Source organism: Falsiroseomonas selenitidurans (assembly GCF_012103215.1).
Classification (GTDB): domain Bacteria; phylum Pseudomonadota; class Alphaproteobacteria; order Acetobacterales; family Acetobacteraceae; genus Falsiroseomonas; species Falsiroseomonas selenitidurans.
In genome coordinates, this window is sequence record NZ_JAAVNE010000010.1 from 40,218 (window position 1) to 63,532 (window position 23,315).

19 protein-coding genes are annotated in these 23,315 nt (G+C 72.4%); 7 read left to right on the top strand and 12 right to left on the bottom strand.

Annotation, left to right across the window (positions count from 1 at the left end):
* Window positions 1-55 precede the first annotated feature (55 nt).
* Window positions 56-985: a nucleoside hydrolase gene (locus HEQ75_RS08395; protein ID WP_168029224.1), complete on the bottom strand. Its 930-nt coding sequence runs from the start codon at window positions 983-985 to the stop codon at window positions 56-58.
* A complete protein-coding gene (locus HEQ75_RS08400; RefSeq protein ID WP_168029226.1) occupies window positions 982-1,557 on the bottom strand; it encodes a DinB family protein in 576 nt (191 codons plus the stop codon). The genes HEQ75_RS08395 and HEQ75_RS08400 overlap by 4 nt, the downstream gene beginning before the upstream one ends.
* Window positions 1,558-1,602: 45 nt before the next feature.
* On the opposite strand from HEQ75_RS08400, the gene HEQ75_RS08405 reads away from it, so the two are divergent.
* From HEQ75_RS08405 to HEQ75_RS08425, 5 genes are all read left to right on the top strand, one after another.
* On the top strand, window positions 1,603-2,355 hold the full coding sequence (locus tag HEQ75_RS08405) for a phosphoribosyltransferase (protein ID WP_268887728.1): 753 nt from the start codon (window positions 1,603-1,605) through the stop codon (window positions 2,353-2,355).
* Window positions 2,352-3,923, top strand: coding sequence for an ABC transporter substrate-binding protein (locus HEQ75_RS08410; protein WP_168029230.1), 1,572 nt, complete (start codon window positions 2,352-2,354; stop codon window positions 3,921-3,923). Before HEQ75_RS08405 ends, HEQ75_RS08410 begins: the two co-directional genes overlap by 4 nt.
* Window positions 3,924-4,040: 117 nt before the next feature.
* A complete protein-coding gene (locus HEQ75_RS08415; RefSeq protein ID WP_168029232.1) occupies window positions 4,041-4,358 on the top strand; it encodes a hypothetical protein in 318 nt (105 codons plus the stop codon).
* A gap of 105 nt (window positions 4,359-4,463) precedes the next feature.
* Window positions 4,464-5,438 carry a hypothetical protein gene (locus HEQ75_RS08420; RefSeq protein ID WP_168029234.1) on the top strand — a complete coding sequence of 325 codons (975 nt, stop codon included), beginning with the start codon at window positions 4,464-4,466 and terminating at the stop codon, window positions 5,436-5,438.
* The gene (locus HEQ75_RS08425) at window positions 5,435-7,204 is read left to right on the top strand and encodes an adenine deaminase (RefSeq protein WP_168029236.1); all 1,770 of its coding nucleotides are present in this window, start codon (window positions 5,435-5,437) and stop codon (window positions 7,202-7,204) included. The genes HEQ75_RS08420 and HEQ75_RS08425 overlap by 4 nt, the downstream gene beginning before the upstream one ends.
* A gap of 30 nt (window positions 7,205-7,234) precedes the next feature.
* Here the strand turns inward: HEQ75_RS08425 and HEQ75_RS08430 are convergent, their stop codons facing one another.
* From HEQ75_RS08430 to HEQ75_RS08450, 5 genes are read right to left on the bottom strand one after another with little or no spacing between them, the layout of a single operon-like run.
* Complete coding sequence (locus tag HEQ75_RS08430) at window positions 7,235-8,401, bottom strand: OpgC family protein (protein ID WP_209318429.1); 1,167 nt, start codon at window positions 8,399-8,401, stop codon at window positions 7,235-7,237.
* A 4-nt stretch (window positions 8,402-8,405) separates the two neighbouring features.
* On the bottom strand, window positions 8,406-8,870 hold the full coding sequence (locus HEQ75_RS08435) for a DoxX family protein (protein ID WP_168029240.1): 465 nt from the start codon (window positions 8,868-8,870) through the stop codon (window positions 8,406-8,408).
* 56 nt (window positions 8,871-8,926) lie between these two features.
* A complete protein-coding gene (locus HEQ75_RS08440) occupies window positions 8,927-10,105 on the bottom strand; it encodes a mandelate racemase/muconate lactonizing enzyme family protein (protein WP_168029242.1) in 1,179 nt (392 codons plus the stop codon).
* On the bottom strand, window positions 10,102-11,025 hold the full coding sequence (locus tag HEQ75_RS08445) for a dihydrodipicolinate synthase family protein (RefSeq protein ID WP_168029245.1): 924 nt from the start codon (window positions 11,023-11,025) through the stop codon (window positions 10,102-10,104). The genes HEQ75_RS08440 and HEQ75_RS08445 overlap by 4 nt, the downstream gene beginning before the upstream one ends.
* A gap of 15 nt (window positions 11,026-11,040) precedes the next feature.
* Window positions 11,041-12,750, bottom strand: coding sequence for an SMP-30/gluconolactonase/LRE family protein (locus HEQ75_RS08450; protein WP_168029247.1), 1,710 nt, complete (start codon window positions 12,748-12,750; stop codon window positions 11,041-11,043).
* Window positions 12,751-12,842: 92 nt separating this feature from the next.
* On the opposite strand from HEQ75_RS08450, the gene HEQ75_RS08455 reads away from it, so the two are divergent.
* Window positions 12,843-13,829 carry a Bug family tripartite tricarboxylate transporter substrate binding protein gene (locus HEQ75_RS08455; protein WP_168029249.1) on the top strand — a complete coding sequence of 329 codons (987 nt, stop codon included), beginning with the start codon at window positions 12,843-12,845 and terminating at the stop codon, window positions 13,827-13,829.
* A 5-nt stretch (window positions 13,830-13,834) separates the two neighbouring features.
* Window positions 13,835-14,788, top strand: coding sequence for a Bug family tripartite tricarboxylate transporter substrate binding protein (locus HEQ75_RS08460; protein WP_168029251.1), 954 nt, complete (start codon window positions 13,835-13,837; stop codon window positions 14,786-14,788).
* On the opposite strand, the gene HEQ75_RS08465 is transcribed toward HEQ75_RS08460, so the two are convergent.
* From HEQ75_RS08465 to HEQ75_RS08485, 5 genes are all read right to left on the bottom strand, one after another.
* Complete coding sequence (locus HEQ75_RS08465) at window positions 14,789-15,604, bottom strand: aspartate/glutamate racemase family protein (RefSeq protein ID WP_168029253.1); 816 nt, start codon at window positions 15,602-15,604, stop codon at window positions 14,789-14,791.
* Window positions 15,605-15,637: 33 nt separating this feature from the next.
* Complete coding sequence (locus HEQ75_RS08470) at window positions 15,638-16,516, bottom strand: endonuclease/exonuclease/phosphatase family protein (RefSeq protein WP_168029255.1); 879 nt, start codon at window positions 16,514-16,516, stop codon at window positions 15,638-15,640.
* A 94-nt stretch (window positions 16,517-16,610) separates the two neighbouring features.
* Window positions 16,611-17,480 carry a transglutaminase family protein gene (locus HEQ75_RS08475; RefSeq protein WP_168029257.1) on the bottom strand — a complete coding sequence of 290 codons (870 nt, stop codon included), beginning with the start codon at window positions 17,478-17,480 and terminating at the stop codon, window positions 16,611-16,613.
* Window positions 17,477-19,927, bottom strand: coding sequence for a circularly permuted type 2 ATP-grasp protein (locus tag HEQ75_RS08480; RefSeq protein WP_168029259.1), 2,451 nt, complete (start codon window positions 19,925-19,927; stop codon window positions 17,477-17,479). Before HEQ75_RS08480 ends, HEQ75_RS08475 begins: the two co-directional genes overlap by 4 nt.
* A gap of 47 nt (window positions 19,928-19,974) precedes the next feature.
* Window positions 19,975-23,256: a transglutaminase family protein gene (locus HEQ75_RS08485; RefSeq protein WP_168029261.1), complete on the bottom strand. Its 3,282-nt coding sequence runs from the start codon at window positions 23,254-23,256 to the stop codon at window positions 19,975-19,977.
* Window positions 23,257-23,315 lie beyond the last annotated feature (59 nt).

The following is a 23,315-nucleotide window of genomic DNA, read 5'->3' on the forward strand; positions in this document are numbered from 1 at the left end:
GAGATTGTGCGCGACCCTGGGCCGGCGAGGTGAACCGGTTCTTAAGCCGCTCGTTTCAGGGCAGGCCAGCGATGCGTGCCGCCAGCAGATCGAAGAAGCCCGGCGCATCCAGGGTTTCCAGCAGGTTGAGGTTGGGCGGGCGCCCCAGGCGCTGCCAGCGGTCGATCACAGTGCGGCCGCGGCCGGGGCCGGGGCTGCAATCCATCTCCGCCTGGGCGTCCCGCGCGCCGAACAGGCCCGGGGCCAGCAGCCAGGCCACGGCGCAGGGGTCGTGCAGCGGGAAGCCGCGAAAGCCCATGCGGCGGGAGGGTGGCAGGGCGCGCAGGATGGCGAGCGTGGCCTGCCAGCAGGCGCCGCCCGGCCGCGCCGCCAGCGCCGCCACCACCGCGGGCGTCACGAAGGCCTGCGCCGTCAGGTCAAGCGTCGCCATGGTCAGCCGACAACCGAGGCCGAGCAGGATGGCCAGCGCCTCCGGGTCGTTCCAGGCATTGAACTCGGCGGCGGGGGTGATGTTGCCCTCGGACCAGGCGCCGGACATCAGCACCACCTCCGCCACCCGGTCCACCAGCGCCGGCTCCGTCGCGAAGGCCAGCGCCAGGTTGGTGACGGGGCCAAGCCCGATGACCGTGACGGAGGCCGCCGGCGCCGCGCGCAGCAGGCCGCGGATTGCATCTGCGGCGATGCCGGGGGAAAGCGGTGGCCCCTCCGGCAGGCGCACCCCGCCCAGCCCATCCTCCCCGTGCACCGCGGTCTCGGACCGGAAGGGCGCCATCAGCGACCGCTCGGCGCCGGCCACCACGGGAATGGCCCGCCCGGTCAGGCCGATGATGGCGCGCGCATTGGCGGTGGTGGCGGCCAGGCCGACATTGCCGCCGGCCACAGTCACCAGTCGCACGTCAAGCTCCGGGGAGGCCAGCGCCAGCCACAGCGCGATGGCGTCGTCCGTGCCGGGGTCGCAGTCGATCAGCGTGGTGCGCGGCGTCATGGCGCGGGCCGTGCCTCCCAGATCGCGGCTTCCGAGAAGCCGAGCTCGGCGAATTCCGCCGCCCGCAGCGGGGCTTCCTCGGCGGCGAAGAACTCATCCAGCTGCGGCGGGGCGATCCGGCTGGAGGACAGCATCGCATGCGCCTGGCCGCGATGGTGCAGCTGGTGCTGGAACAGGTGCAGCAGCAGCCGGTCCCGGCGTTCCACCTGCACGCGATGGCCGCGATGCACCTGCACCATCGCCGCCAGCGCCGCCGCATCCAGCTGCGCCACATGGTGGATCAGCCGGGCATCCACCGCGGCCTGCGCGGCGCGCAGGCTGGGCAGGTCCGGGTGAGGAACCCTGTCGGCCCAGGCGGCCGGGCCAAGCGTGCCGCCTTCCAGCGCGTCCACATAGAACCAGTCGATGACCAGGATATGGTTCAGCGTGGCGGCCAGGCTCGGGAAGAAGCCGCAGCGCGGTGCCGCCAGCTCGGCCGGCGTCAGGCCGGCGCAGGCCGTCAGCAGCCGGTGATTGGCCCAGGCATTGTTGTGGGCCTGGGCGAGAAGGCTGCCCAACAGGCTGGGGGGCATCTGGCGTCTCCGGGGCGTTGCGGATGCGGGCCGGAGCATGGCACCTTGTGTCGCGCAACCCAACGGAACCCGATGGCCTATTGGCAGCAATTCGGCGCACCGGCGCAGGCAGCGCAGGCGCCGCCCTTCGGCCTGCGCTTTGCCGCGCCGATGCCGGATGGCGCTGTGCTCGAGCTGCCGTTGCGCGACTTCACCGAGTTCGCCGTCGCCGGGCTGATCGCCAACCAGGCCAGCTTCGCCGTGGTGCGCCGCCTAGCCGGCTGGATGGCGAAGGCCGCGCGGCCCTTCGGGGCGGAGGTGGTGGTCGGCCTGCCCAGCCTCGGGCAGGTCTTCGCGCCGCTGGTGGCGGAAGCGCTCGGCCACGCCAATTGGGTGGCGCCCGGCTGGTCGCGCAAGCGCTGGTACGAGGAACGGCTTTCCGTGCCGGTGCACTCCATCACCTCCCCCACCCCGCGCCGGCTGTGGCTGGACCCGCGGCTGGTGGAAAGGCTGGCGGGTCGGCGCGTGCTGCTGGTGGATGACGTGGTCTCCACCGGCGCCTCCGCCCAGGCCGGGCTGGCGCTGCTCGCGGCCTGCGGCGTCACGCCGGTGGCGATGGTGGTCGCCATGGCACAGGGCGATCGCTGGATCGCGGGCTGGCCCGCCGGCATCCCGCTGCGCGCCGCCTTCGCCACCCCGATCTTCCGCCCGGCGCCGGGCGGCTGGCTGCCGGAGCCCGGCACCGCGCCGCATCACCTGGCGCTGCCACCCTGCCCGAAGTCGTCCCCCTCGCTGCTGCCCAAGGACCACGCCGCATGATCCGCCACCTCCGCGCCGCCCTGCTGGGCAGTGCGCTGTTCGCTGCCCCCGCCATGGCGCAGGACAATATCCGCATCGGCGTGGAGGCCGGGCCGACCAGCCTCGATCCGCATTTCGCCAGCCTCATCACCAACATCGCCTTCGCGCGCCATGTCTTCCAGCCGCTGATGGAACAGGATGCGAAGCAGGATCTGCGCCCGGCCATCGCGCTGTCCATGCGCGCGGTGGATGAACTGACCTGGGAGGTGAAGCTCAATCCCGCCGCCCGCTTCCATGATGGCGCGCCGGTGACGGCGGAGGATGTGGCCTTCACCCTGTCCCGCGCCGGGGATGTGCCGAACTCCCCCTCCTCCTTCCGCTACGCAACGCGCCCGATCGCCGGGGTGGAGGCGGTGGACGCCACCACGCTGCGCCTGCGCACGACCCAGCCCACGCCGCTGCTGCCGAACTTCCTGGCGCTGGTGATGATCGTCTCGAAGAAGCATGGGGAGGGCGCGAGCACGGCCGATTACAATGCCGGCCGCGCCATGGTCGGCACCGGGCCGTTCCGCCATGTCTCCTGGCAGCCGGGCAGCCCCGTGGTGATGGAGCGTAACCCGGGCTTCGCCGGCCCGGCCCCGGCCTTCGACCGGGTGGAGTTCCGCCCGATCGCCAATGCCGGCGCCCGGGTGGCGGCGCTGCAGGCCGGCGACGTGGACCTGATCGAGATCGTCCCGCCCGACCATTTCGCCCGCTTCAAGGCCGAGAGCGCGCGGTTCTCGACCGCGGAGAGCCCTTCCAACCGCCTGATCTTCCTGACGCTGGACAGCGACCGGGTGGATACCCCCTTCATCCGTGGCCGCGACGGCGCGCGCATCGACAACCCGCTGCGTGATGCCCGCGTGCGCCGCGCCCTGTCGCTGGCGATCAACCGGGATGCCCTGGTCTCCCGCATCATGCAGGGCCAGGCGATGGCGGCCGGCGACCTCGGCCCGCCCGGCTATTTCGGCACCTCCCCGGACATGACCCCGCCGCCCTTCGACCTGGACCAGGCGAGGCGCCTGCTGGCCGAGGCCGGCTACCCGAACGGCTTCGCCGTGCAGGTGAACGGGCCGAACGACCGCTACACCAATGACGAGCAGGTGGTGCAGGCCATCGCCCAGATGTGGACGCGCCTTGGCCTCGCCACCACGGTGCAGACCAAGACGCGCTCCATGTGGCTGAGCGAGGCGGCGCGGCTGCAGTATTCGGTGAATCTGGCCGGCTTCTCACCCAACCCGGAACTGCTTGGGATGCTGGAGACGCAGATCCACAGCTGGAACACCACGCTCGGCCTCGGCACCGCCAATCGCGGCCGCTTCTCCAACCCGGAGGTGGATGCGCTGATCCAGCGCGCCCGCACCACCATCGACGACTCGGAGCGCCGCGCCCTGACCCAGCAGGCGACGCGGCTGGCGCTGGTGGAGCACACGGCACTGATCCCGCTGTATTTCCAGGTGAACACCTGGGCGATGCGGCGCGGCTTCAGCTACGAGCCGCGGACGGATGAGATGACGCTGGCTTTCTCCGCCGGACGCGCCGCACGCTAGGCTGCCTGGACGCTTGAATCGGGCCGCCGGTGGTTTGGCCTGATCCGAGGATGCTTCAGCGCGATTGATCGGGGCAGGCGCCGGCACCATCTCCGGCCTGCAAGGGGACCGCAGGCCATGCGCAAGACCGACTATTTCGGCACTTTCCTGGACACGCTGAACAGCAGCACCGGCACGAGCCGTATGGCGAGCAGCCAATCCCGCGTCGCCCTCGCCCTGGGCGCGCAGCCCTTGTCGATCGACGCCGTGCTGAAGGTCTGGCCAACCGAAGCAGGGGAGGAGATGTCGGTGGTGGAGGTGGCGAAGACCTTCGGCGCCAGCCTCGATGCCGCCGCCGGCGCGCTGCGCACGCTGGAGAGCCACGGGCTTGTGCAGAACAACAAGGGCATGTTCCGCTTGAGCCCGAAGGGGCGCGAGGCCGCCGGTCTCGGCTGACGGCCGCATTGCCGGCGGCGGCGCCGGGGCGATAGCCTGGGAACCGCCCCCTGCCGCAAAGGCACCGCCCGGATGCCCAACCGGACCCGCTTCGCGATCCTTCTCATGGTCCTCGCCTTGATGATGCTGCCTGTGGCCGGCGGCCTTGCCGCGACGGACCCGCGGCGCGGGCTGCTGGTGATTGGCCTTGTCGCGCTGGTCGCCATCGCCTTCGTGCTGCTGCTGGCCGGCGACCCGGCGCGGCAGGCGCCGATCACGGCACGGCGCGGCCGCTGGCAGGCGGCGCGCGGCGTGGCGCTGACGTTCGGCAGCGCCACGCTGCTGGGCATGGTGCTGATCGGCTTGGTGCTCTGGCTGAAGCAGCCCGGGCCGCTCAGCCTCGCAAAGGGGCCGGTGGCGCAATATGCCGCGGTCGCCTTCTTCGCCGGGGCCGTCGGCTTCGGGGAGCTGATCGCCCGCTACCGCGACGATCCCTCCCGCCTGTTCGGGATGCGGCCGGCGGCAGCCTATATCGGCATCAATCTTGCCGCCGGCATCGTCGCGCTGGCCCTGGTGCAGGAATTCGCGGTCATCGGCCCCGGTCCGAACCAGTCGGTGACGGAGGCGCTGCTCGCCGCCTTCGGCGCCATCGCCTTCTTCCGCACCTCCCTCTTCACCGCCCGCGTCGGCGACACCGATGTGGGCATCGGCCCGTCCACCATGCTGAAGACCTTCCTGGAGGGCTCCGACCGCCTTGTGAACCGCAGCCAGGCGTCCGACCGGGCCGATGCGGTGGCCGCGACCATGGAGGGGATCGATTTCGAGAAGGCCAAGGCCACGCTGCCGACCTTCTGCCTCGGCCTGGTGGAAGGGCTGAGCAGCGACGAGCAGCGCGAACTGGGTGAGCAGATCGCCCGGCTCGACACCGACACCAAGGTCGTCGCCTCGGCCAAGGCCCGCATCCTCGGCGTCTACCTGCTGCGCCAGGTGGGGGCCACCGTGCTGGAACGCGCGGTGGAGACGCTGGGCGATACCATCCGGATCGGTGGCCCGGGCACGCCGCTCCTCGAGCCGCTGGACCCGCCGGAGACCCCGCCATGACCCAGCCCGTCGATCAGGCGCTGCGCGCCCGCGCCGTGCAGGCGGCGCGCGGCGCCGCCCCCTTCGACCTGCTGCTGACCGGCGGCACGGTGGTGGATGTGGCGACCGGGGAGTTGCGCGCGGCGGATGTCGGGATCGTCGGCCCGCTGATCGCCTCCGTCCACCCGCCCGGGCTGCGGGCGGATGCGGCCTCGGTGGAGGATGCGACCGGCCGCTTCGTCGCGCCGGGGTTCATCGACAGCCACCTGCACTACGAAAGCAGCCTGATGGCGCCGGCCGACTACGCCGGCGTGGTGGTGCCTGCCGGCACCACCACCTGCGTCTGGGACCCGCATGAGCTGGCCAATGTGCTCGGCGTGGCCGGCGTTCGCTGGGCGGTCGAGGCCTCCCGCCACCTGCCGCTGCGCACGCTGGTCGCCGCGCCTTCCTGCGTCCCCTCCGCGCCCGGGCTGGAGTTGGCCGGCGCCGAGATCGGCCCGGCCGAGATGGCGGAGATGCTGGCCTGGCCCGAGGTTGTGGGCGTGGCGGAGGTGATGGACATGCCCGGCGTGCTGCGTGGCACGCCGCACATGACGGGCATCGTCGGTGCCGGCCTCGCCGCCGGCAAGAACGTCAACGGCCATGCCCGCGGGCTGCTGGATGCCGATCTGCAGGCCTATGCGACGGCCGGAGTCACCTCGGACCACGAGATCACCGCGGCCGAGGATTTCCTGCAGAAGCTGCGTGCCGGGCTGACGGTGGAGCTGCGCGGCAGCCACGACCAGGTGCTGCCCGGCGCCGTCGCCGCGCTCGCCACCCTGCCGCTGCTGCCGGTGAACCTGGTGCTGGCGACGGATGACGTCTTCCCGGATGAACTGGTGGCCAAGGGTGGCCTGCGTGACACCATCGCCCGGGTCATCGCGCGTGGATTGTCGCCGATCAGCGCCATCCGGCTGGCGACGCTGCATGCGGCGATGCGGCTGAAGCGGGATGATCTGGGGCTGGTGGCGCCAGGGCGAAGGGCGGACCTGGTGCTGCTGTCGGACCTCGCCCTGGTGGCGGTGGACCGGGTGCTGGTGGACGGGGTGGTGGTGGCGAAAGGCGGCGCCCTGGTCGTGCCGCCCGCGCGCCGCACCGATGCGCCGACCGACACCATGAAGCTGCCGCCGCAGCCACCGGAGGCCTTCGCCCTGCGCGTGGCCGGCCTTCGGCATGGCCGCGCCAGGCTGCGCCGCATCATCGGCGCCCGCTTCACGGCCTGGGGCGAGGCGGAGGTGACGGTGCGCGACGGCGTGGCGGCAGTGCCGCCGGGCCATACCGTGCTGACCATCATCCATCGCCACGGCCGCGCACCCGCGGTGCCGCGGACCTGCCTGACCGAGGGTTGGGGCACGATGCGCGGCGCCATCGCCACCACCATCGCGCATGACAGCCACAACCTGCTGGTGCTGGGCGACACACCGGACAACATGGCCGCCGCCGCCAACGCCGTGATCGCGGCCGGCGGTGGCATGGCGGTCGCGGAAGACGGCGCGGTGACGGCGCTGCTGCCGCTGCCCATCGCGGGCCTGATCGCCACGACGCCGGCTGGGCAGACGGCGGAGAACTTCGCCCGGCTGCGCGAGGCCGCCGGCCGGGTGTGCGACTGGCAGCCGCCCTACCGCATCTTCCGCGGCATCACGGGCATCTCGCTGGCCTGCAATGCCGGGCCGCACCTGACCGACCTCGGCCTGACCGATGGCGCCACCGGCGACATCTTCGACCCGGCGGAGCCGTTGCCGGCCTGACCATGGCGGGCCTGACGGCAGGCCGGCTGATCAGCCGGCCCGCGCCATGCGCCGCGAAGGCTGGCGCCGGCGTTCCAAAGTCGCCGCGAAGCCGGCCAGTGCCGCGGCGCCCAGCGGGATCAGCGCCAGTTCCAGCCACCAGGCGCCAGCCGGGTGCAGCGATAGCGCCATGGCCACACCCCAGGACAGGAACAGGCCCAGGCAGAAGACATGCAGGCTGTGCCGGCCGATCACCGCCAGCGCCCGCGGCAGCGCGCCATGCATCCAGGGCGCCTCCCGCGGCACCAGCACGGCGACAAGCCAGGCCAGCGCCAGGGCATGCACCAGGCGCAACGGGCCGAGGCTCGGCTTCTGCGAGAACTCGTCCAGCAGCGCCGGCGCCGGCACCATCCAGCCATAATGGCCGAGCTTCACCCACAGCCCCGCCAACAGCACCAGCAGGGCAGTGGCGAACAGGGCGGGATGGCGCGGCAGCGGGGACGCGCCCAGCAGCGCGCGGCGGCCCAGCCACGCGCCCAGCAGGAACAGCACCTGCCAGGCCAACGGGTCGAAGCCCAGTTCCCGCCCACCCAGGCCATGCGGCATCAGACCGAGGATCTGCGCCGCCCCGTAAAGCCCGAAGGGGGCGAGAAGCGCCCAATCGCCCAGGCGTTCCAGCAGCCACAGGAAGGGCGCCAGCAACACCATGCACAGGACGAACAGCGGCAGGATGTCCATGAAGGCGGGCTGGTACAGCAGGGACAGCGTGCCGGGGATGGCCAGCCACGGCTCCCGCACCAGCCAGCCCCAGCCGGTGGCCTCCACCACGCCGGGCAGCGGCACCGCCATCTGCGCCCAGAACACCATGGCGGCGAACAGCACGAACACCACCAGATGCGTCAGGTACAGGCGGCGGATACGCCCGCCCAGGTCGCGCAGCGCCGCGCCGAAGCCATCCCGCACCCGCTTCAGGGTGAAGACGGAGCCGAGCGCCAGGCCCGACAGCAGCACGAACTGCTCGGAACTGTCGGAGACACCCCAGCTGGCGTGGATGCCCCAGAAGTAGATCGCGCCGAAGGCATGGGCGATGAAGATGGAAACCTGCAGCCAGCCCCGCAGGACATCCAGGCGGAGGTCCCGCGGCGGGCGTTGCGGTGTCACCCCTTGGGGCGCGGGGCGGAGAAGCCCTTCGGGCGCGGGGCGGGGCTGCTGCGCCATGGCGTCAGGCCGCCTGCGGCAGCAGCCGGGCGCGCAGCCAGCCCAGCGTGGCCAGCGCTTCCTCACGATGCGCAAACAGCACGAACAGCGCCATGAACCAGGTGAAGACGGCTTCCTTGAACAGCACGCCGCCATCGCCGTAGGGGTCGATGCCCAGCGGGCTGACGGTGTGGAAGAAGATCGCGCCGGACATGGTGCCGAGCGACAGCGCCGCGCCGATCATCCGTGTGCGCGGGATCAGCACGAAAACGGCGCAGAAGATCTCGAGGATGGCGACGAACAGGCGGAACGGCTTCTCCCCGCCCGGCGTGCCCAGCCAGTCGGACAGGATGGTGAACAGGTGCACCGAGCCTTCGTTGCCGGTCAGCTTGAACTGCTGGTACCAGGTCAGCTCATAGGCGATCCAGATCGCCGCCGGCCAGGCCAGCAGTTTCAGGATGCGGTCGGTGCGAGGGCTCAGGGTCAGCATGGCGGGCGGCTCCGGCGGGTGTGTTGCCCCCTGCTTCGTCCGCCCGGGAAGGCGGGTTACGCCGTAATCTGCACCAACAGGGCGGGGGATGGCTCCACCCCCAGGCCGGGCCCGTCAGGCAGCGTATAGAAGCCTGACTCGCAGGTCATATGGGTGCTGCCGGTCGGCTGCGTCAGGTGGCGGTTCGGGTCGAAGATGCTGTGCTGGTATTCGTGCCAGGGCAGCCCCTGCTGGGCGCTGGCTGCCTGCAGGCTGGCGGCCATGAACAGGCCGACGCCGATCGCCGCATGCGGCATCAGCGCCACATGGTGCGCATGGCACAGCGCGCCGATGCGGCAGAACTCGGTGATGCCGGTATGGCCCATCTCCGGCTGGCCGATCGCCATGCAGCGCGCGGCCAGCCTGGGCAGCCATTCGAAGACCGTGCGCAGCTCCTCGCCGAGCGCCACGGGCACGCCGACGGCGCGCGCCACCTCCACCTGGCCGGCGATATCCTCCGGCGCGCAGGGGGCCTCGGCAAAGGCCAGGCCGTGCGGTTCCAGGCGGCGGATCAGGCGGATGGCCTCGGCGGCCGAATACTTCCAGTGCAGGTCGGCCATGATGCGCGCCTGCGGGCCGAGCCCCTGCCGCAGCGCGGCGATCTCCGCCTCCGCCCCCTCATCGGCGACGACGGCGGCGAATTTGAAGCCCACGAAGCCGCGCGCCTGCCAGTCCCGGGCAAAATCCACCCGCTCCGCAAGACTGGCGCGCGGCAGGCCGGAGACATAGGCCGGGATGCGCGCATGCCGCCGGCCGCCCAGCAACGTCGAGACCGGCACGCCGAGCCGCCGCCCCAGCAGGTCCCACAGCGCGATGTCCACCGCGGCCAACGCATCCAGGTAGAAGCCCCCGAAGCAGCCGCGCACCCGCATCAGGTCGTAGAGATCCTCGTGGATCACCGCCGGGGCCGAGGGGTCGCGGCCTTCCAGTACCGGCGCCAGCACGTCGTCCACGATGGCGCGCACCGCCTCCGGCGCCACGATCCCATAGGTCTCGCCCCAGCCGGTGAGGCCCGCCTCCGTGTCGATGCGCAGCACGATGCTGCGGTCCTGCGTGGGGTAAAGGGTGCGGTTGCCCTGGCGGACGATGTAGCCGGCGCGGTTCACCACCTCCCCAGCCCGCAGCGGGCCGAGATAGGGCACCTCCCGGGGGATGGTCACCACATGGGCGGTGACGCGGGCGATGCGGTCGATCATGCCGGGGGGTGCAGGGTCAGGCAGGGGGCGGCGGTGGCGATCAGCGCGCCGAGCTCCGCGAGGTCGCCCTCATCCAGCTTCGGTCCAGCGGCGCGGGCAGCGGTGTTCTCCAGCAGGCCGCGCCGGCGCAGCACCTCCTTGGTCGCGCGCACCCGAAAGGTCATCTGCAGCAGCAGCAGCGGCAGGGTGGCGGTGTAGATGCGGCGGGCCTCGGCGCGGTCGGCGGCGCTCCAGGCGCGCCACAGCGCGGCATGGGCATCGGCCAGTTCCAGGGCCGGCATGGTGCCATTGGCGCCGCGCGCCAGCTCATCCAGCACGAAGCGCGCCCCGGCGCCGCCCATCACGCCATCCAGCCCCCCATCCGGCCCCCCTCGGGCGGCGGCGAGGATGCGGGTGACATGCTGGCCGCAGGGCAGCGTTTCCTCCTTCACGTAGCGGATCGCCGGCACCCCGGCGGCAACGGCGGCCACCGCTTCCGGCGACAGCGCCGCGCCGTTCGGCGCCGGGGCGTTCTGCAGCATGATGACAAGGCCGGGCGCGGCCGCGGCCACTGCAGCGAAGAACGCCACCTGGCGTTCCACATCCTGGCCCGCCTGCGGCGGCGCCATGATCATGGCGGCCACCGCGCCGGCCGCCATGCCTTCGCGCGCCCGGGCCGCGCTTTCAGCCGGGTCGGCATGGCTGGCGCCCACGATGAAGGGCAGGCGGCCGGCCAGATGCGCGCCGAGCGCCGCCACCATCCGGCCGCGCTCCGCGGCGGAGAGCGTCTCCACCTCGCTCGCCATGCCGGGGTAGACCACGCCATCGGCGCCGGATTCAACCGCGAAGTCGATCAGCCGCCGGAACGCCGCCGCATCCACCGCATCGTCGGGGGTGAAGGGTGTCGGCAGCACCGGGAACACGCCGGCCAGCTTGGTCATGACGAATGACAATCCTCAGCCATGGAAAGGGGGTTCGGGCAGCCCGGTGGCGCCGGTGCCGGTGACAGCGAAGACAGAACCGGACAGCGGCGCCGCCGCCAGTTCCGCCCCGGAAAGCCGAACCCGGGCGCTGGTGACGAACAGGGTGCCGAGGTCCGGCCCGCCGAAGCAGCAGCTGGTCGGGCGCGGCACGGGCAGGTTCACCACCCGGTCCAGCCGCCCGTCCGGGGCATAGCGCGCCACGCGCCAGCCATCCCACAGCGCCACCCAGACGCCGCCGGCGACATCCACTGTCAGCCCATCCGGCACACCCTCGCCTTCCGCGAAGGCGACGAAGGGGCGGCGATGGGCCAGGGTGCCGGCCGCCAGGTCGAAATCGAACACGTCGATCCGCCGCCGGCCGCTATCGGCCAGGTACAGGCGCTGGTCGTCCGGGCTGAAGCCGATACCATTGGCGACATGCAGCCCGGCCTGCATGACGCGCACCTGGCCCCCCGCATCGATGCGGTGCAGCGCGCCGGCATCGGGCGTCGAATCCAGCGCCAGCGAGCCCACCCAGAAGCGGCCGGCCCGGTCGCACTTGCCGTCGTTCAAGCGCAGCGCCGCGCCCTGGCCGTAGGGCGCCGCCACCACCCGGCCGAGCCCCGCCGCATCCAGCAGCCGCAGGCCGGAACGCGCCGCCGCCACCAGCCCACCACCACGCCGCGGCGCCAGCGCCGCCACCAGCTCCTCCACCGGGATCGCCTGGTCCTCGCCCGTCGCCGGGTCGCTGACATGCACGGCCGGCGCCAGAATATCCACCCAGTGCAGCCGGCCCTCGGCCCAGAGCGGGCCTTCCCCCAGCAGCGCCTCCGCCCGCACCGCCAGGGCCACGCCGGCGGATACGGTGGCCGGGCGCGGCGCCACGGTCAGGGTCATGGCGGATTGTGCGGCATTGCCGGAAATCCGCCGCGCCGCCTCCATCACCTCCCGCCCCAGGGCGTGCAGCCGGGCCTCCCCCATGCGGAAGGCGGGGCCGACGAGGCAGATTGTGCCGAGTGGCCGGGCGCGGCGGTCCAGCACCGCGGCGGCCACCGCGTTCACCCCGGCGGCGGCTTCTTCCAGCGACAGTGCGTAGCCGCGGGCGGCGACCAGCGCCAATTCGCGCTCCAGCGCCGCCGCATCCGTGATGCTGCGTGGGCCAGGGGCGGCCAGCGGCGCCAGGCGTTCCAGCAGCAGCGCGCGTTCCGCCGCCGGCAGTTGCGCCAGCATCGCCTTGCCGCAGGCGCTGGCATGCGGCAGGGCGCGGGCGCCAACGCGGTTGACCAGCCGCACCGCCTCCTGCGCCGCATCGCGCTGGTCCACATACAGCACGCTGTCACCCTCCAGCACCGCCAGCCGCGCCGTCTCGCCGGCCAGGCGCGCCAGGCGCTCCAGCTCCGGCGCCGCGGTGGCGCGCAGGTCGAAGCCGTCCCAGACCCGATGCGCCATCTCCAGGAAGCGCGGGCCGAGGGCATAGGTCTGGGTCGCGGATTCGTGCCGCAGCAGCCGGGCCTCCACCAGCGCGGCCAGGATGCGGTGGGCGGTAGGGCGGGCGAGGCCGGCCTGGTCCGCGATCTCGGCGAAGCGCAGCGGCGCGGGGGCATCGGCGACCAGGCCGAGCAGCGCGATGCCGCGGGTCAGCGCCTGGGTCCCCGGCACGGCGGCGGCTTCCTCCTCGATCTCTGCTGGCCGGCTGCGCGCCATCGATCCTCCCGTTGACCCGTTTCGCGGGTGTCCATATCGTGGAACCAAGTTCCACGTCACGCAAGACACCAAGGAACCGGAGGATCCCGTCCATGCGCCTCGCCCGCCGCCACCTTGCCGGCCTCGGCCTCGCCGCCCTTGCCACGCCGCGCCTCGGCCTCGCCCAGCCCGCCTGGCCCAGCCGCCCGGTGCGCTTCATCATTCCCTTCCCGCCCGGCGGCGCGGCGGACCTGGTGGGCCGGATGCTGGCGCAGCATCTCCAGGCCAGCTTCGGCCAGGGCTTCGTGGTGGAAAACCGCGGCGGCGCCGGCAGCGCCATCGGTGTCGATGCGCTGGCCAAGGCGGCGCCGGATGGCGGCGCGGTGGGCATGATCAACATCGCCGCCAACGCCATCCTGCCGGCGGTGCGCAAGAACCCCCTGCCCTACCGCCCGATCGAGGATTTCGCCCCGGTCTCCAACCTCGCGGTCACCCCGGCCCTGCTGCTGGTGAACCCGACGAAGCTGCCCGATGTGAAGACGGTCGCGGATCTGGTGGCGCGGGCGAAGGCCAATCCGGAGGCGATCAATTTCGGCTCCTCCGGCGTCGGCTCCTCGCTGCATCTCGGCATGGAGCTGTTCATGGCCAAGGCCGGCATCCGCATGACGCATGTACCCTTCGCCGGCGGCGGCCCGCTGTTGCAGGCGCTGCTGGCCGGCACCATCGATTGCTCGCTGGACGTCGCGGCAACCACGACGCAGCTGATCCGGGAAGGCCGGATCCTGGCCCTGGCCACCACCGCGCCCGCGCGGATGCCGATCTACCCGAACCTGCCGGCGCTGAACGAGGCCTATCCGGGGGCGGAGCTGGCCTCCTGGCATGGGCTGGCCGCCCCCGCTGGCACGCCGGCACCAATCCTGGCGCGGCTGGCGACGGCGACGCAGGGCTTCCTGCAAGCGGCGGAAACCCGCCAGCGCTACACCCAGCTCAACCTGGAAATGCCGCAGCAGACCTCGCCGGAGGCGTTCAGGGACTTCATGGTGCGGGAGTTGGCGACCTTCCGCGACCTGGCCCGCGCCCAGAACATCGTGGTGGAGTGACCGCGATGCGGCGCCGCAGCCTTCTCGCCGCCGGCCTCGCCGCCGCCCCCGCTCATGCGCAGGCTGGCTATCCGGATCGCCCGGTGACGCTGGTGGTGGGCTACGGCGCCGGCGGCGCCACCGACATCATCGCCCGCAGCTTCGCGGAACGCATGCAGGCGCGGCTCAGCCAGCCCATGGTGGTGCAGAACCTGCCGGGCGCGGGCGGGACCATCGCCAGCGACCGCGTCGCCAAGGCGGCGCCGGATGGCCACACGATCATGTTGATCGCCAATGCCCATGCGGTGGCCCCCGGCCTCTATCCCCGCCTGCCCTACGATACGGCGGCGGATTTCGCGCCGGTGTATTTCGCCGGGCACTCGGCCAACGCGCTGGTGGTGCCGGCTGGATCGCCGGATGGCGACCTGGCGGCACTGGTCGCCCGCGCCCGCGCGGCGCCCGCCCCGCTGCAGACCGGCAGCGCCGCGCTGGCCGGCTGGCAGCCCGCGCACCAGATCATGAAGGAGGCCTATGGCCTGGCCTTCGAGCATGTGCCCTACCGTTCCGGCCCCCAGGGCCAGGCGGACCTGATCGCCGGGCGGCTCGACTTCATGGTGAGCAACGTGCTGGAGGTGGCGGCGCATGTCCGCGGCGGGCGGCTCCGGGCGCTTGCCGTCTCCAGCCCGACGCGCAGCCCGCTGCTGCCGGAGGTGCCGACCTTCGCCGAGTTGGGCGTCGCGGCGCTGCAATCGGATAGCTGGTTCGGCTTCCTGGCCCCGCGCGGCGCGCCCGATGCGGCGCTCGAGCGGCTGCACGCGGCCTTCGCCGAGGTGGCGATGGTGCCGGAGGTGCAGGCCCGGCTGCGCGGCCTGGGGCTGATCCAGGCGCCGATGTCCCGCACGGAATGGGGCCGGCTGTACCTGGCGGAGGTCGAACGCTGGTCGGCGGTGCCGCGGCGGGCGAATATCCGGGTGGAATAGCTACGCCGCGGACGCGACGGCGCAGACCGGGCATGCCGGCTCCGCCCCCGCCACCGGCGCGATCATCTGGCGCAGCAGGTCGAGGCTGGCGGGGCGCGGCGCGCCCTGGCCGCGACGGCTGGCACGCAGGCCGAGGCTGGCCTGCATCTCGGCCGTCTTCACCGCCACGGCCAGCGGGTTGACCACCGGGATGGCGCAGCGCGCGGCGATGCGGGACGCGATCGGCGACATGCAGGTGCAGCCGAGCAGGATGGCGTCGATGTCGTCCTCTGCCATGGCCGCGTGGCACTGCGCCAGGATGCGGTCGAGGATCGCCTCCTGGCCGGTCTGCATGTCCTTCAGGAAGCCATCCGGCCGACCCTCCCCCGCCAGCAGCGCCTCGGTGCCGACATTGCGGATGCGGACGCAATGCGCCGCCGCGCCATAGGCGTGCAGCATCTTGCGCGGCATGAAATTGGTGCTTTCCGGCCACACGGTGACCAGGGAAAAGCGCGGGCCAATGCTCGGCATGAAGCGCAGGCTGGCTTCCGCCGGGCCGACCACCGGCAGGTCCACCGCCGATTGCAGCGCGGCCAGCCCGTAGTCGGAGAGCGAGTTCAGCACCAGCGCGTCGCAGCCCTGGCTGGCGGCAGCCAGGCCGGCCTCCAGATAGGCCAGCGCCTGCAGCGCGTATTCCACCTCGGTGTGGGCGAAGACCGGCAGGCGCGCGGGCCAGGCCTGGATCACCGTGCGCGGCGCCACCACCGCGCGGATCTCCTCCGGTGCACCGAGCCCCGCCACCAGCGCCTGCGCCGCGCCCACCAGACCGATCCTCATCGCCTGCCCCCGCCGAACCGGCGCCAGACTACATCAGCCGAAATCCATCTCCAGGAAGATCGGCAGGTGGTCGCTGCCCGTGGCTTCCGTGCCAATGCGCGCGGCGCGGAAGGCGGGCACCAGCGATGGATGCAGGAAGGCGTAGTCGATCCGCGCGCCCTCCTCGCCGCGCCATTCCGCCAGGGTATAGCCAGATTGCTCGGCGTTGCCGGCCAGCGCCCAAGAATCGGCGAACTGGCCGCGCACCGCGACACGGCCACGGCGGCGGGTCGGGTCGCCAACCAGCAGCGGGTATTCGGGGCCGTCAGGGCGCAGGTTGAAATCGCCGAACAGGATGCAGGGCTCGGGCGGCGCGGGCTCCGCCCAGCCCTCGGTCCAGTCCGCGTCGCGGCCATTCGCCCAGGCCATGCCATCGCGCGGCGCACTGGCCACCATCGCCTTCAGCGCCTGGATCTGCGGGATGCGGGTGCCCGGCGTCAGGTGCGACAGGTGGATGGAATAGACACGCAGCGGACCGCCCGGCAGGTCCAGCACCGCCTCTACCGCGCAGCGCTGGATGTCCTGTTGATCCGCGGGCGGCAGGAAGGGCAGCGGCAGGGTGCGGGTCGAGCGGATCGGGAAGCGGGAGAGCACGGCATTGCCGAAGCGCCGCCGCCGGTTCACCAGGCGGCCCGCTTCGTCCCGGTAGCTGGCATCCACGTCGTAGGTGGCGCCGAACACCATGTGCCGGTCCAGCCGTTCCGCGAACCAGGCAGCCTGGTCGACGAAGCCGCTGCGCGCGAAGCCGGAGGTGACCTCCTGCATCGCGATGACATCGGCCGCCTCGACCTCCCGCGCAATGCGCTCCAGGTCATAGCGGCCGTCCTGGCCCTTGCCGTATTGGATGTTGTAGCTGGCGAAGCGGATGGTCACGGGCGCCTCCTCATGCGGTCGGCGCGGAGCCTTGCCGGGGTCGCGCCGCCGATCCAGGGGCGGATCCGTGACAGCCAGACCCGGTCGGGGCGCCTCAATCGGCGATCAGGTCCACGCTGACCGAAAGCCGCTGCCGCCCGCCGCCGAGCAGGATGCCGGTCACCGGGCTGACATCGGCGAAGTCCCGCCCCCAGCCCAGCACCAGGTGTTCGTCGGACACCACCAGGTCGTTGGTCGGGTCCAGGTCCACCCAGCCATGCGCCGGGCCCATCCAGCAGCCGACCCAGGCATGGCTCTGGTCCGCCCCCTGCCGCCGCGCCTGGCCCGGCGGCGGGCGGGTGCGCACATAGCCGGAGACGTAGCGCGCCGGCAGGCCCAGCGCGCGGAGCCCGGCGATCATCAGATGCGCGAAATCCTGGCAGACCCCGGCGCGCAGCGACAGGATCTGGCTCACCGGGGTGGAGATGGTGGTGACGCCGGCCTTGAAGGCGAAGTCCCGCCGGATGCGGGTGGTCAACTCCCGCAGCCCCTGCAGCACGGGTCGGCCGGGGGGGAAGCTCTGCGCCGCATAGACGCCCGCGGCCCGCTCCGCCGGCGCCAGGCCGCTGGGCAGGGCGAATTCGGCGGCGTCCCAGCCCGAAGCCGCCTGCGCCGCCGCGCGCACCTGTTCCCAGGGCAGGGTCTCGACGGCGGAGGGGGGCGGCGGAAAATGCACCTCCACCTCCGCCTCCAGCACCACCTCGAAGGCATCATGCGGCGTGCCGAGGAACAGCCAGGTGACGCCATTGCCGAAATGGTCGGCGCCATCCGTCCGCCGCCCGCCCTCCGGCGTCACCGCGATGCCGGCGGCGCGGACCACCTGCCCCGGCAGCGTCCGCGGCGTAAGGTGCAGCAGGTGCGAGGCAAGGTCCACGGAGCGGCCGTAGCGATAGGCGGTGCGATGGCACAGGGTGTAGCGCGTCATGCCTCGGTCCCGCCTTCCGCCCCAGGATCGGCCGCGCCAGGATCGGCCTCGCCCAGCGAATGGGTGCGAATATGGCTGACATAGCGCCGCGCCACGGCGTCGGACAGCGCCGCCGTCTCGGCTTCCAGCGCATGCAGCGCGGCCGGCAGGTCGGCCGTCGCGGACTCCCGGTCCGTGGCGACCAGCACGGCATCGACCAGCGCCTGGGGCCGTGCCGCGAGCCCCGCCGCCGTGGCCGCCAGTGTGTCGTCCGGCCCGCCGATCTCCGCTAGGCGGTCCGATACCGCGGAAAGCTGGTAGCCCAGCGCGCGCGGGTTGCCGGGGTCGGCCAGCACCAGGTCCAGCACCGGCGCCGGTTGCACCGCCGCCAGGTAGCGCGCGCGGTAGGTCAGCGTGCTGTCGCAGATCTCGAGCGCGAGGCGCAGTCCGGCCTCCAGCCGCTGCGGGGGCTGGTCCAGCGCATGCGCCAGGTTGCGCGCGGTGGCGGTGGCGCGTTCGATCCGCCGGCCCAGGTCGAGGAACATCCAGGCACCGCCGCGCACCATGTTCTCCGCCGCGATGCCGGAGACGGCGTTGCAGAAGCGGATGATGGCGGTGGCCGCACCGGCCAGCGCATCGACGCCGGCCGCCCCCGCCAGCAGCCGGGCGCGCCCTTCCTGGATCAGATGCGCGAAGGCGGTCCACATGTCGTGCGTCAGGCGGTCCCGCACCGCAACCTGCGGCCGCTCCACCGCTTCCAGCAGCCCGAGCAGCGCGCCGCCCGGCCCAGCCGCGGCGCGCAGGGCGCGCGGCAGGGCGGTGCCGTCCGCCGGGCTGGCCGCGGCTTCCGCGTCGATCAGCCCGCTGGCGTTCAGGCAGCGCGCCAGGGCGCGGACCTCCGCAATCTCGCGCGGCAGTGCCGGGCCGCGCAGCAGCCGCGCCAGCAGCGCCCGCAGCAGCCGCGCGGAGGCATCCAGCCGCTCCACATAGCGGCCGAGCCAGTACAAATCGTCCGCGACACGGCTGGGCAGGTCGCCGGAGGCGCGGCGGATTGCCAGCGGCGCAGCGCGCGGCGCGGCAGGGCCGACGATGTCGTGCGCGTCCTCGGCGATGACCCAGACATCCTTGGCGCTGCCGCGGCGCGGCGGCGGGCCGGCGATGGCGCCGCCGCCCTCCAGCACATGCGCCAGCCCGCCGGGCATGGCCTGCCAGTTGCCCATGGCGTCGCAGGCCAGAAACATGCGCAGCACCACCGGCGCCGGCTCCAGCGCCTCGCCCACCAGTTGCGGCGCGGCGGAGGGCGGCAGCGGCCGGGTCGCGGCATACATCCAGGGCGCGGCGCTGCCCTTGTCCGAAAACACTTCCAGCGCGCCCAGCGGCACCGGCGGGCCGGGTTCGAAGGCAGAACGCAGGCGCCAGGCCTCGGGCGCGGCCTGCACCCGGGCGCGCGCCGCGGCATCGCCCATCCACAGCGTCTCCAGCCCCTCAAGCAGCAGCTCCTCGCCCAGCAGGGCGCGGCCGCAGCTGGGCAGGTAGGGCGCGGCGCCGGGCATTTCCGCCAGCATGGAGCCCGGGGCGTTGACCATCCGCACGGCGCCATCACGCATCGTCTGCATCAGGCCGGGCACGCCACCGCCGCTGAATTCCAGCGGGTCCGACAGCTCGCCCTTGATCCGGCGCATGATCACGTCAATGCGCCGCAGGCCGCGCAGCGTCTTCAGGAACACGGCGCCGTCGCGCACCGTCAAATCCCCGGTCTCGACCAGCTCAAGGCCCAGCTCACGGGACAGGAAGAGGTGTTCCAGCCAGGTTTCCTGCTTCGCGCCCGGGGTCAGCAGGGCCAGGCGCGGATTGTCCGCGCCGCCCGGCGCCAGGGCTTGCAGGGCGTCCAGCCAGGTGTCGAAGAAGGGGCGCAGCGTGCGCACCTGAACGGCGCGGAAGGCCTCCGGCAGGGCACGGGCCAGCAGGTTCCGGTTCTCCGCCGCGAAGCCCACGCCATTCGCCCCGCCACAGCGGTCCGCCAGCACCCGCCAGGTGCCATCCGGGCCGCGGAGCAGGTCGGCGCCATAGAAGGTCAGGCGCGGGAAGCGCGTGGCGGCGGGGGCCCGGCAGGGGCGCAGGAAATGCGGGTTGCCGAACACCAGCGTGGCCGGCAACAGGCCCTGGGCCAGCAGGGTCTGCGGGCCGTAAAGGTCATCCAGCAGCGCCGCCAGCAGCCGCGCACGCTGCGCCAGCCCCTGCTCCAGCACGGCGAATTCCCGCGCCGGCAGGATCAACGGCACCGGGTCGCAGCGCCAGGGGCGGCGGGTGCGGGTGGCGCTGTCGGCCAGCACCGTGGCCACGCCCTCCTCCTCGAAGGCCCGGTCCAGCCGCCGCGCCCGTTCCGCGACCGCCGGATAGCCCAGGGAGGAGAAGGCGCCCAGCAGGCCGCGCCAATGCGGGCGGATCTGGCCACGGCCATCCACCATCTCGTCCAGTTGCGGCGGCGCGTGCTCCGCGGGGGCCGGGGCGTCGGTCAGGATGAGGCTGCCCGCCGCAGGTCGAGCGTTCGCGGCGTGGCGCGGGAGGCTGCCTGGCGCGGCGGCGGCATGGCGCCGGGGGTGTGGCCGAAGGGCTGGAACAGCGCGCGGCGCCGCGCCTCCGCCTCGTTCGCATTGACCGGGAAGGTCTGGTAGTTGCGCCCGCCCGGATGCGCAACGTGGTGCTGGCAGCCGCCCAGGCTGCGCCCGCTCCAGCTGTCCCACACATCGAAGGTCAGCGGCGCCTGGGCGCGCACCGTCGGGTGCAGGGCCGAAGGCGGGTCCCAGGCCTTGAAGCGGATGCCGGCCACGTATTCGCCTTCCGTGCCGGTGGGCGCCAGCGGCACCTGAAGGCCGTTGCAGGCCAGGACGAAGCGTTCCTCCACCCAGCCGGTTACCCGCGCCTGCAGCCGTTCAACGCTGCTGTCGACATAGCGCGTGGTGCCGGCGGCGGTCACTTCCTCCCCCAGCACATGCCAGGGCTCCAGCGCATTGCGCAGTTCCAGCTCCATGCCGCGCAGGGCGATCTGGCCGACCTTGGGGAAGCGGAACTCGAAATGCGGCTCGAACCACTCGGCCTGCACGGGGAAGCCGAGCGCCTTCACCTCCTCGATGACTTCGGCAAAATCCTGCCGCGCATGGTGATGCAGCATGAAGTCGTCATGCAGTCTGGTGCCCCATTTGACCAGCCGGCGCCCATAGGGCCGCTGCCAGAAGCCGGCGACCAGGCTGCGCAGCAGCAATTGCTGGGCGAGCGACATGCGCCAATGCGGCTGCATCTCGAAACCGCGGAACTCCACCAGGCCGAGGCGTCCGCCGGCGCGGCCCGGGTCATACATCTTGTCGATGCAGAATTCCGTGCGGTGGGTGTTGCCCGTCATGTCCACCAGCAGGTTGCGGAAGATCCGGTCGGTCAGCCAGGGCGGGACAACGGTGCCGGCGGGCGGAACCTGGGCCAGCGCGGTTTCCAGCTCATGAACCGCATCGCCGCGGGCCTCGTCCACCCGCGGATGCTGGCTGGTCGGACCGATGAACAGCCCGCTGAACAGATACGACAGCGAAGGATGGTTATGCCAGAAGCCGACCAGTGACTTGAGCAGGTCCGGCCTGCGCAGGAAGGGGCTTTCGGCCGGTGTCGCCGCGCCCATCACCATGTGGTTGCCGCCGCCGGTGCCGACATGGCGCCCGTCCAGCATGAACTTCTCGGCCGCCAGGCCAATCTGCCGGGCTTCCTCATAGAGTTGTTCGGTGCGCGCGCTGGTTTCCGCCCAGCTGGCGGAAGGGTGCACGTTCACCTCGATCACGCCCGGGTCCGGGGTGACGGAGAAGTTCAGCAGCCGCGGGTCATGCGGCGGCAGGTAGCCCTCCAGGAAGACCTTGCGCCCGGCGTCGCGCGCCGTCGCCTCTATCGCGGCGACCAGGTCCAGCCAGTCCTGGACCACGGCGAAGGGCGGCAGGAAGACATGCAGCAGCCCGCCGCGGGGTTCCACGCACAGTGCGGTGCGGACCACCCCTGGCTCCTCCCGTCCCGGCTCCGGCACCGGCTGCTCGACGATACGTGCCCGTTCGCCGCCCTCGCGGCGTGGCCGTAGAGGTTCCCGGCGGGCGAAGGGGTCGGGCTCCGGCTCCGCCTCGATGCTCGCCTCGCTGGCCCAGGGCAGGCTGTCCAGCGGCAGGCGGAACCCCATGGGGCTGTCGCCCGGGATCAGGAACAGCTCGCCGTCGCGGAACGCCCATTTGCCGGATTCCCAGGCTCGCGCCTCCCCCAGCCCGGCGCGGCGCAGCGGCAGGACGGAGCCGACCTCCGCCGCCAGACCCTGGCCGAACAACCGCGCCAAGCGGGCGCGTTCCAGCGGGTCCTTGAGCTTCGCATCCTCGGCCAGGACATTGGCCGGCAGCATCTTTTCCTTCCACAGGTAGTAATGCACATCCTCCCGCGCCGGGATGCGCAGCGCGGGGTCGAGGCCGAGGCGTCCGGCGAGCGCGGCGGCGAAGGCGGCGGCATCCGCGGCCGTGGCTGTATCCGTGTCGTCGTCGCTGGCGAGCAGGGCCGGATCGGTCCAGACCGGCTCGCCATCGGCGCGCCAATGGCAATGCAGGCCCCAGCGCGGCAGTGGCTCCCCCGGATACCACTTGCCCTGCGCATAGGTCAGCGCGGCGCCTGGCGCCCAGAGCGGCTGCAGGCGGCGCAGCAGCCGGCCGGCAAGCGGGCGCTTGGTGGGGCCCAGCGCATCCGTGTTCCACTCCGCCGCGTCACGGTCGCCCTCGGCGACGAAGGTCGGCTCCCCGCCCACCGTCAGGCGCACGTCGCCGGCTTCCAGCGCCCGGTCGACCGTGCTGCCGAGCGCCATGATCCGCGCCCAGTCGGCCTCCGCATAGGGTTTGGTCACGCGCGGCGACTGCGCGACGCGGCGCACCTCCATGTGGAAGCCGAACTCGGTTTCGGCCTCGTCCACCCCGCCGGTGATGGGGGCGGCAGAGGCGGGTTCCGGCGTCGCCGCCAGCGGGATGTGGCCCTCGCCGGCCAGCAGGCCGGAGGTGGGGTCGAGGCCGATCCACCCGGCGCCGGGCACATAGACCTCGCACCAGGCATGCAGGTCGGTGAAGTCGACGGAGGTGCCGACCGGCCCGGCCACCGCCTTCACGTCCGGCACCAGCTGGATCAGGTAGCCGGAGACGAAGCGGGCGGCGAAGCCCAAATGGCGCAGGATCTGCACCAGCAGCCAGCCGGAGTCGCGGCAGGAGCCCTTTCGATTCGCCAGCACCTCCTCCGGCGTCCAGACTCCGGGCTCCATCCGGACGATGTAGCCGATTTCCGTCGACAGCTTCTGGTTGAGGTCGACCAGGTGGTTGATCGTGCTGGGTGCGCTGCGCGGGATGTCCTTCAGATAGGCTTCCAGCAGCGGGCCGGGGGCGGAGACGCGGCGGAACGGCGCCAGTTCCTGCGCCAGCACCGGGTCGTAGGCGAAGGGAAAGGCCTCCGCCTCCGGCTCCACGAAGAAATCGAAGGGGTTGATCGTGGCCATGTCGGCCAGCAAATCGACGGTGACGACGAATTCCCGCACCCGTTCGGGGAACACGACGCGGGCGATGAAATTGCCCTGCGGGTCCTGCACCCAGTTGAGAAAATGCGGCTTCGGCGCGATGTCCAGCGTGTAGGACAGAATGGGCGTCCGGCAATGCGGCGCCGGCCGCAGCCGGATCAGCTGCGGCGACATGCCGACCAGCCGATCGTAGCGGTAGCTGGTGCGATGGGTGAGCGCGGCGTGGATGCTCATGCAGGGGGTGTCCGGCCGGGGATTTTCACGCTCCGCTATCCCATCGGAACGGACGTGGC

Excerpts from the sequence above, each read along its gene's own strand:
- HEQ75_RS08420 (WP_168029234.1), top strand. The coding sequence starts at position 4,464 with ATGGTCCTCGCCTTGATGATGCTGCCTGTGGCCGGCGGCCTTGCCGCG.
- HEQ75_RS08475 (WP_168029257.1), bottom strand. The coding sequence starts at position 17,480 with ATGACGCGCTACACCCTGTGCCATCGCACCGCCTATCGCTACGGCCGC.
- HEQ75_RS08465 (WP_168029253.1), bottom strand. The coding sequence starts at position 15,604 with ATGAGGATCGGTCTGGTGGGCGCGGCGCAGGCGCTGGTGGCGGGGCTC.
- HEQ75_RS08450 (WP_168029247.1), bottom strand. The coding sequence starts at position 12,750 with ATGGCGCGCAGCCGGCCAGCAGAGATCGAGGAGGAAGCCGCCGCCGTG.
- HEQ75_RS08460 (WP_168029251.1), top strand. The coding sequence starts at position 13,835 with ATGCGGCGCCGCAGCCTTCTCGCCGCCGGCCTCGCCGCCGCCCCCGCT.
- HEQ75_RS08410 (WP_168029230.1), top strand. The coding sequence starts at position 2,352 with ATGATCCGCCACCTCCGCGCCGCCCTGCTGGGCAGTGCGCTGTTCGCT.
- HEQ75_RS08425 (WP_168029236.1), top strand. The coding sequence starts at position 5,435 with ATGACCCAGCCCGTCGATCAGGCGCTGCGCGCCCGCGCCGTGCAGGCG.
- HEQ75_RS08445 (WP_168029245.1), bottom strand. The coding sequence starts at position 11,025 with ATGACCAAGCTGGCCGGCGTGTTCCCGGTGCTGCCGACACCCTTCACC.
- HEQ75_RS08395 (WP_168029224.1), bottom strand. The coding sequence starts at position 985 with ATGACGCCGCGCACCACGCTGATCGACTGCGACCCCGGCACGGACGAC.
- HEQ75_RS08435 (WP_168029240.1), bottom strand. The coding sequence starts at position 8,870 with ATGCTGACCCTGAGCCCTCGCACCGACCGCATCCTGAAACTGCTGGCC.
- HEQ75_RS08400 (WP_168029226.1), bottom strand. The coding sequence starts at position 1,557 with ATGCCCCCCAGCCTGTTGGGCAGCCTTCTCGCCCAGGCCCACAACAAT.
- HEQ75_RS08415 (WP_168029232.1), top strand. The coding sequence starts at position 4,041 with ATGCGCAAGACCGACTATTTCGGCACTTTCCTGGACACGCTGAACAGC.
- HEQ75_RS08430 (WP_209318429.1), bottom strand. The coding sequence starts at position 8,401 with ATGGCGCAGCAGCCCCGCCCCGCGCCCGAAGGGCTTCTCCGCCCCGCG.
- HEQ75_RS08455 (WP_168029249.1), top strand. The coding sequence starts at position 12,843 with ATGCGCCTCGCCCGCCGCCACCTTGCCGGCCTCGGCCTCGCCGCCCTT.
- HEQ75_RS08485 (WP_168029261.1), bottom strand. The coding sequence starts at position 23,256 with ATGAGCATCCACGCCGCGCTCACCCATCGCACCAGCTACCGCTACGAT.
- HEQ75_RS08440 (WP_168029242.1), bottom strand. The coding sequence starts at position 10,105 with ATGATCGACCGCATCGCCCGCGTCACCGCCCATGTGGTGACCATCCCC.
- HEQ75_RS08480 (WP_168029259.1), bottom strand. The coding sequence starts at position 19,927 with ATGGTGGATGGCCGTGGCCAGATCCGCCCGCATTGGCGCGGCCTGCTG.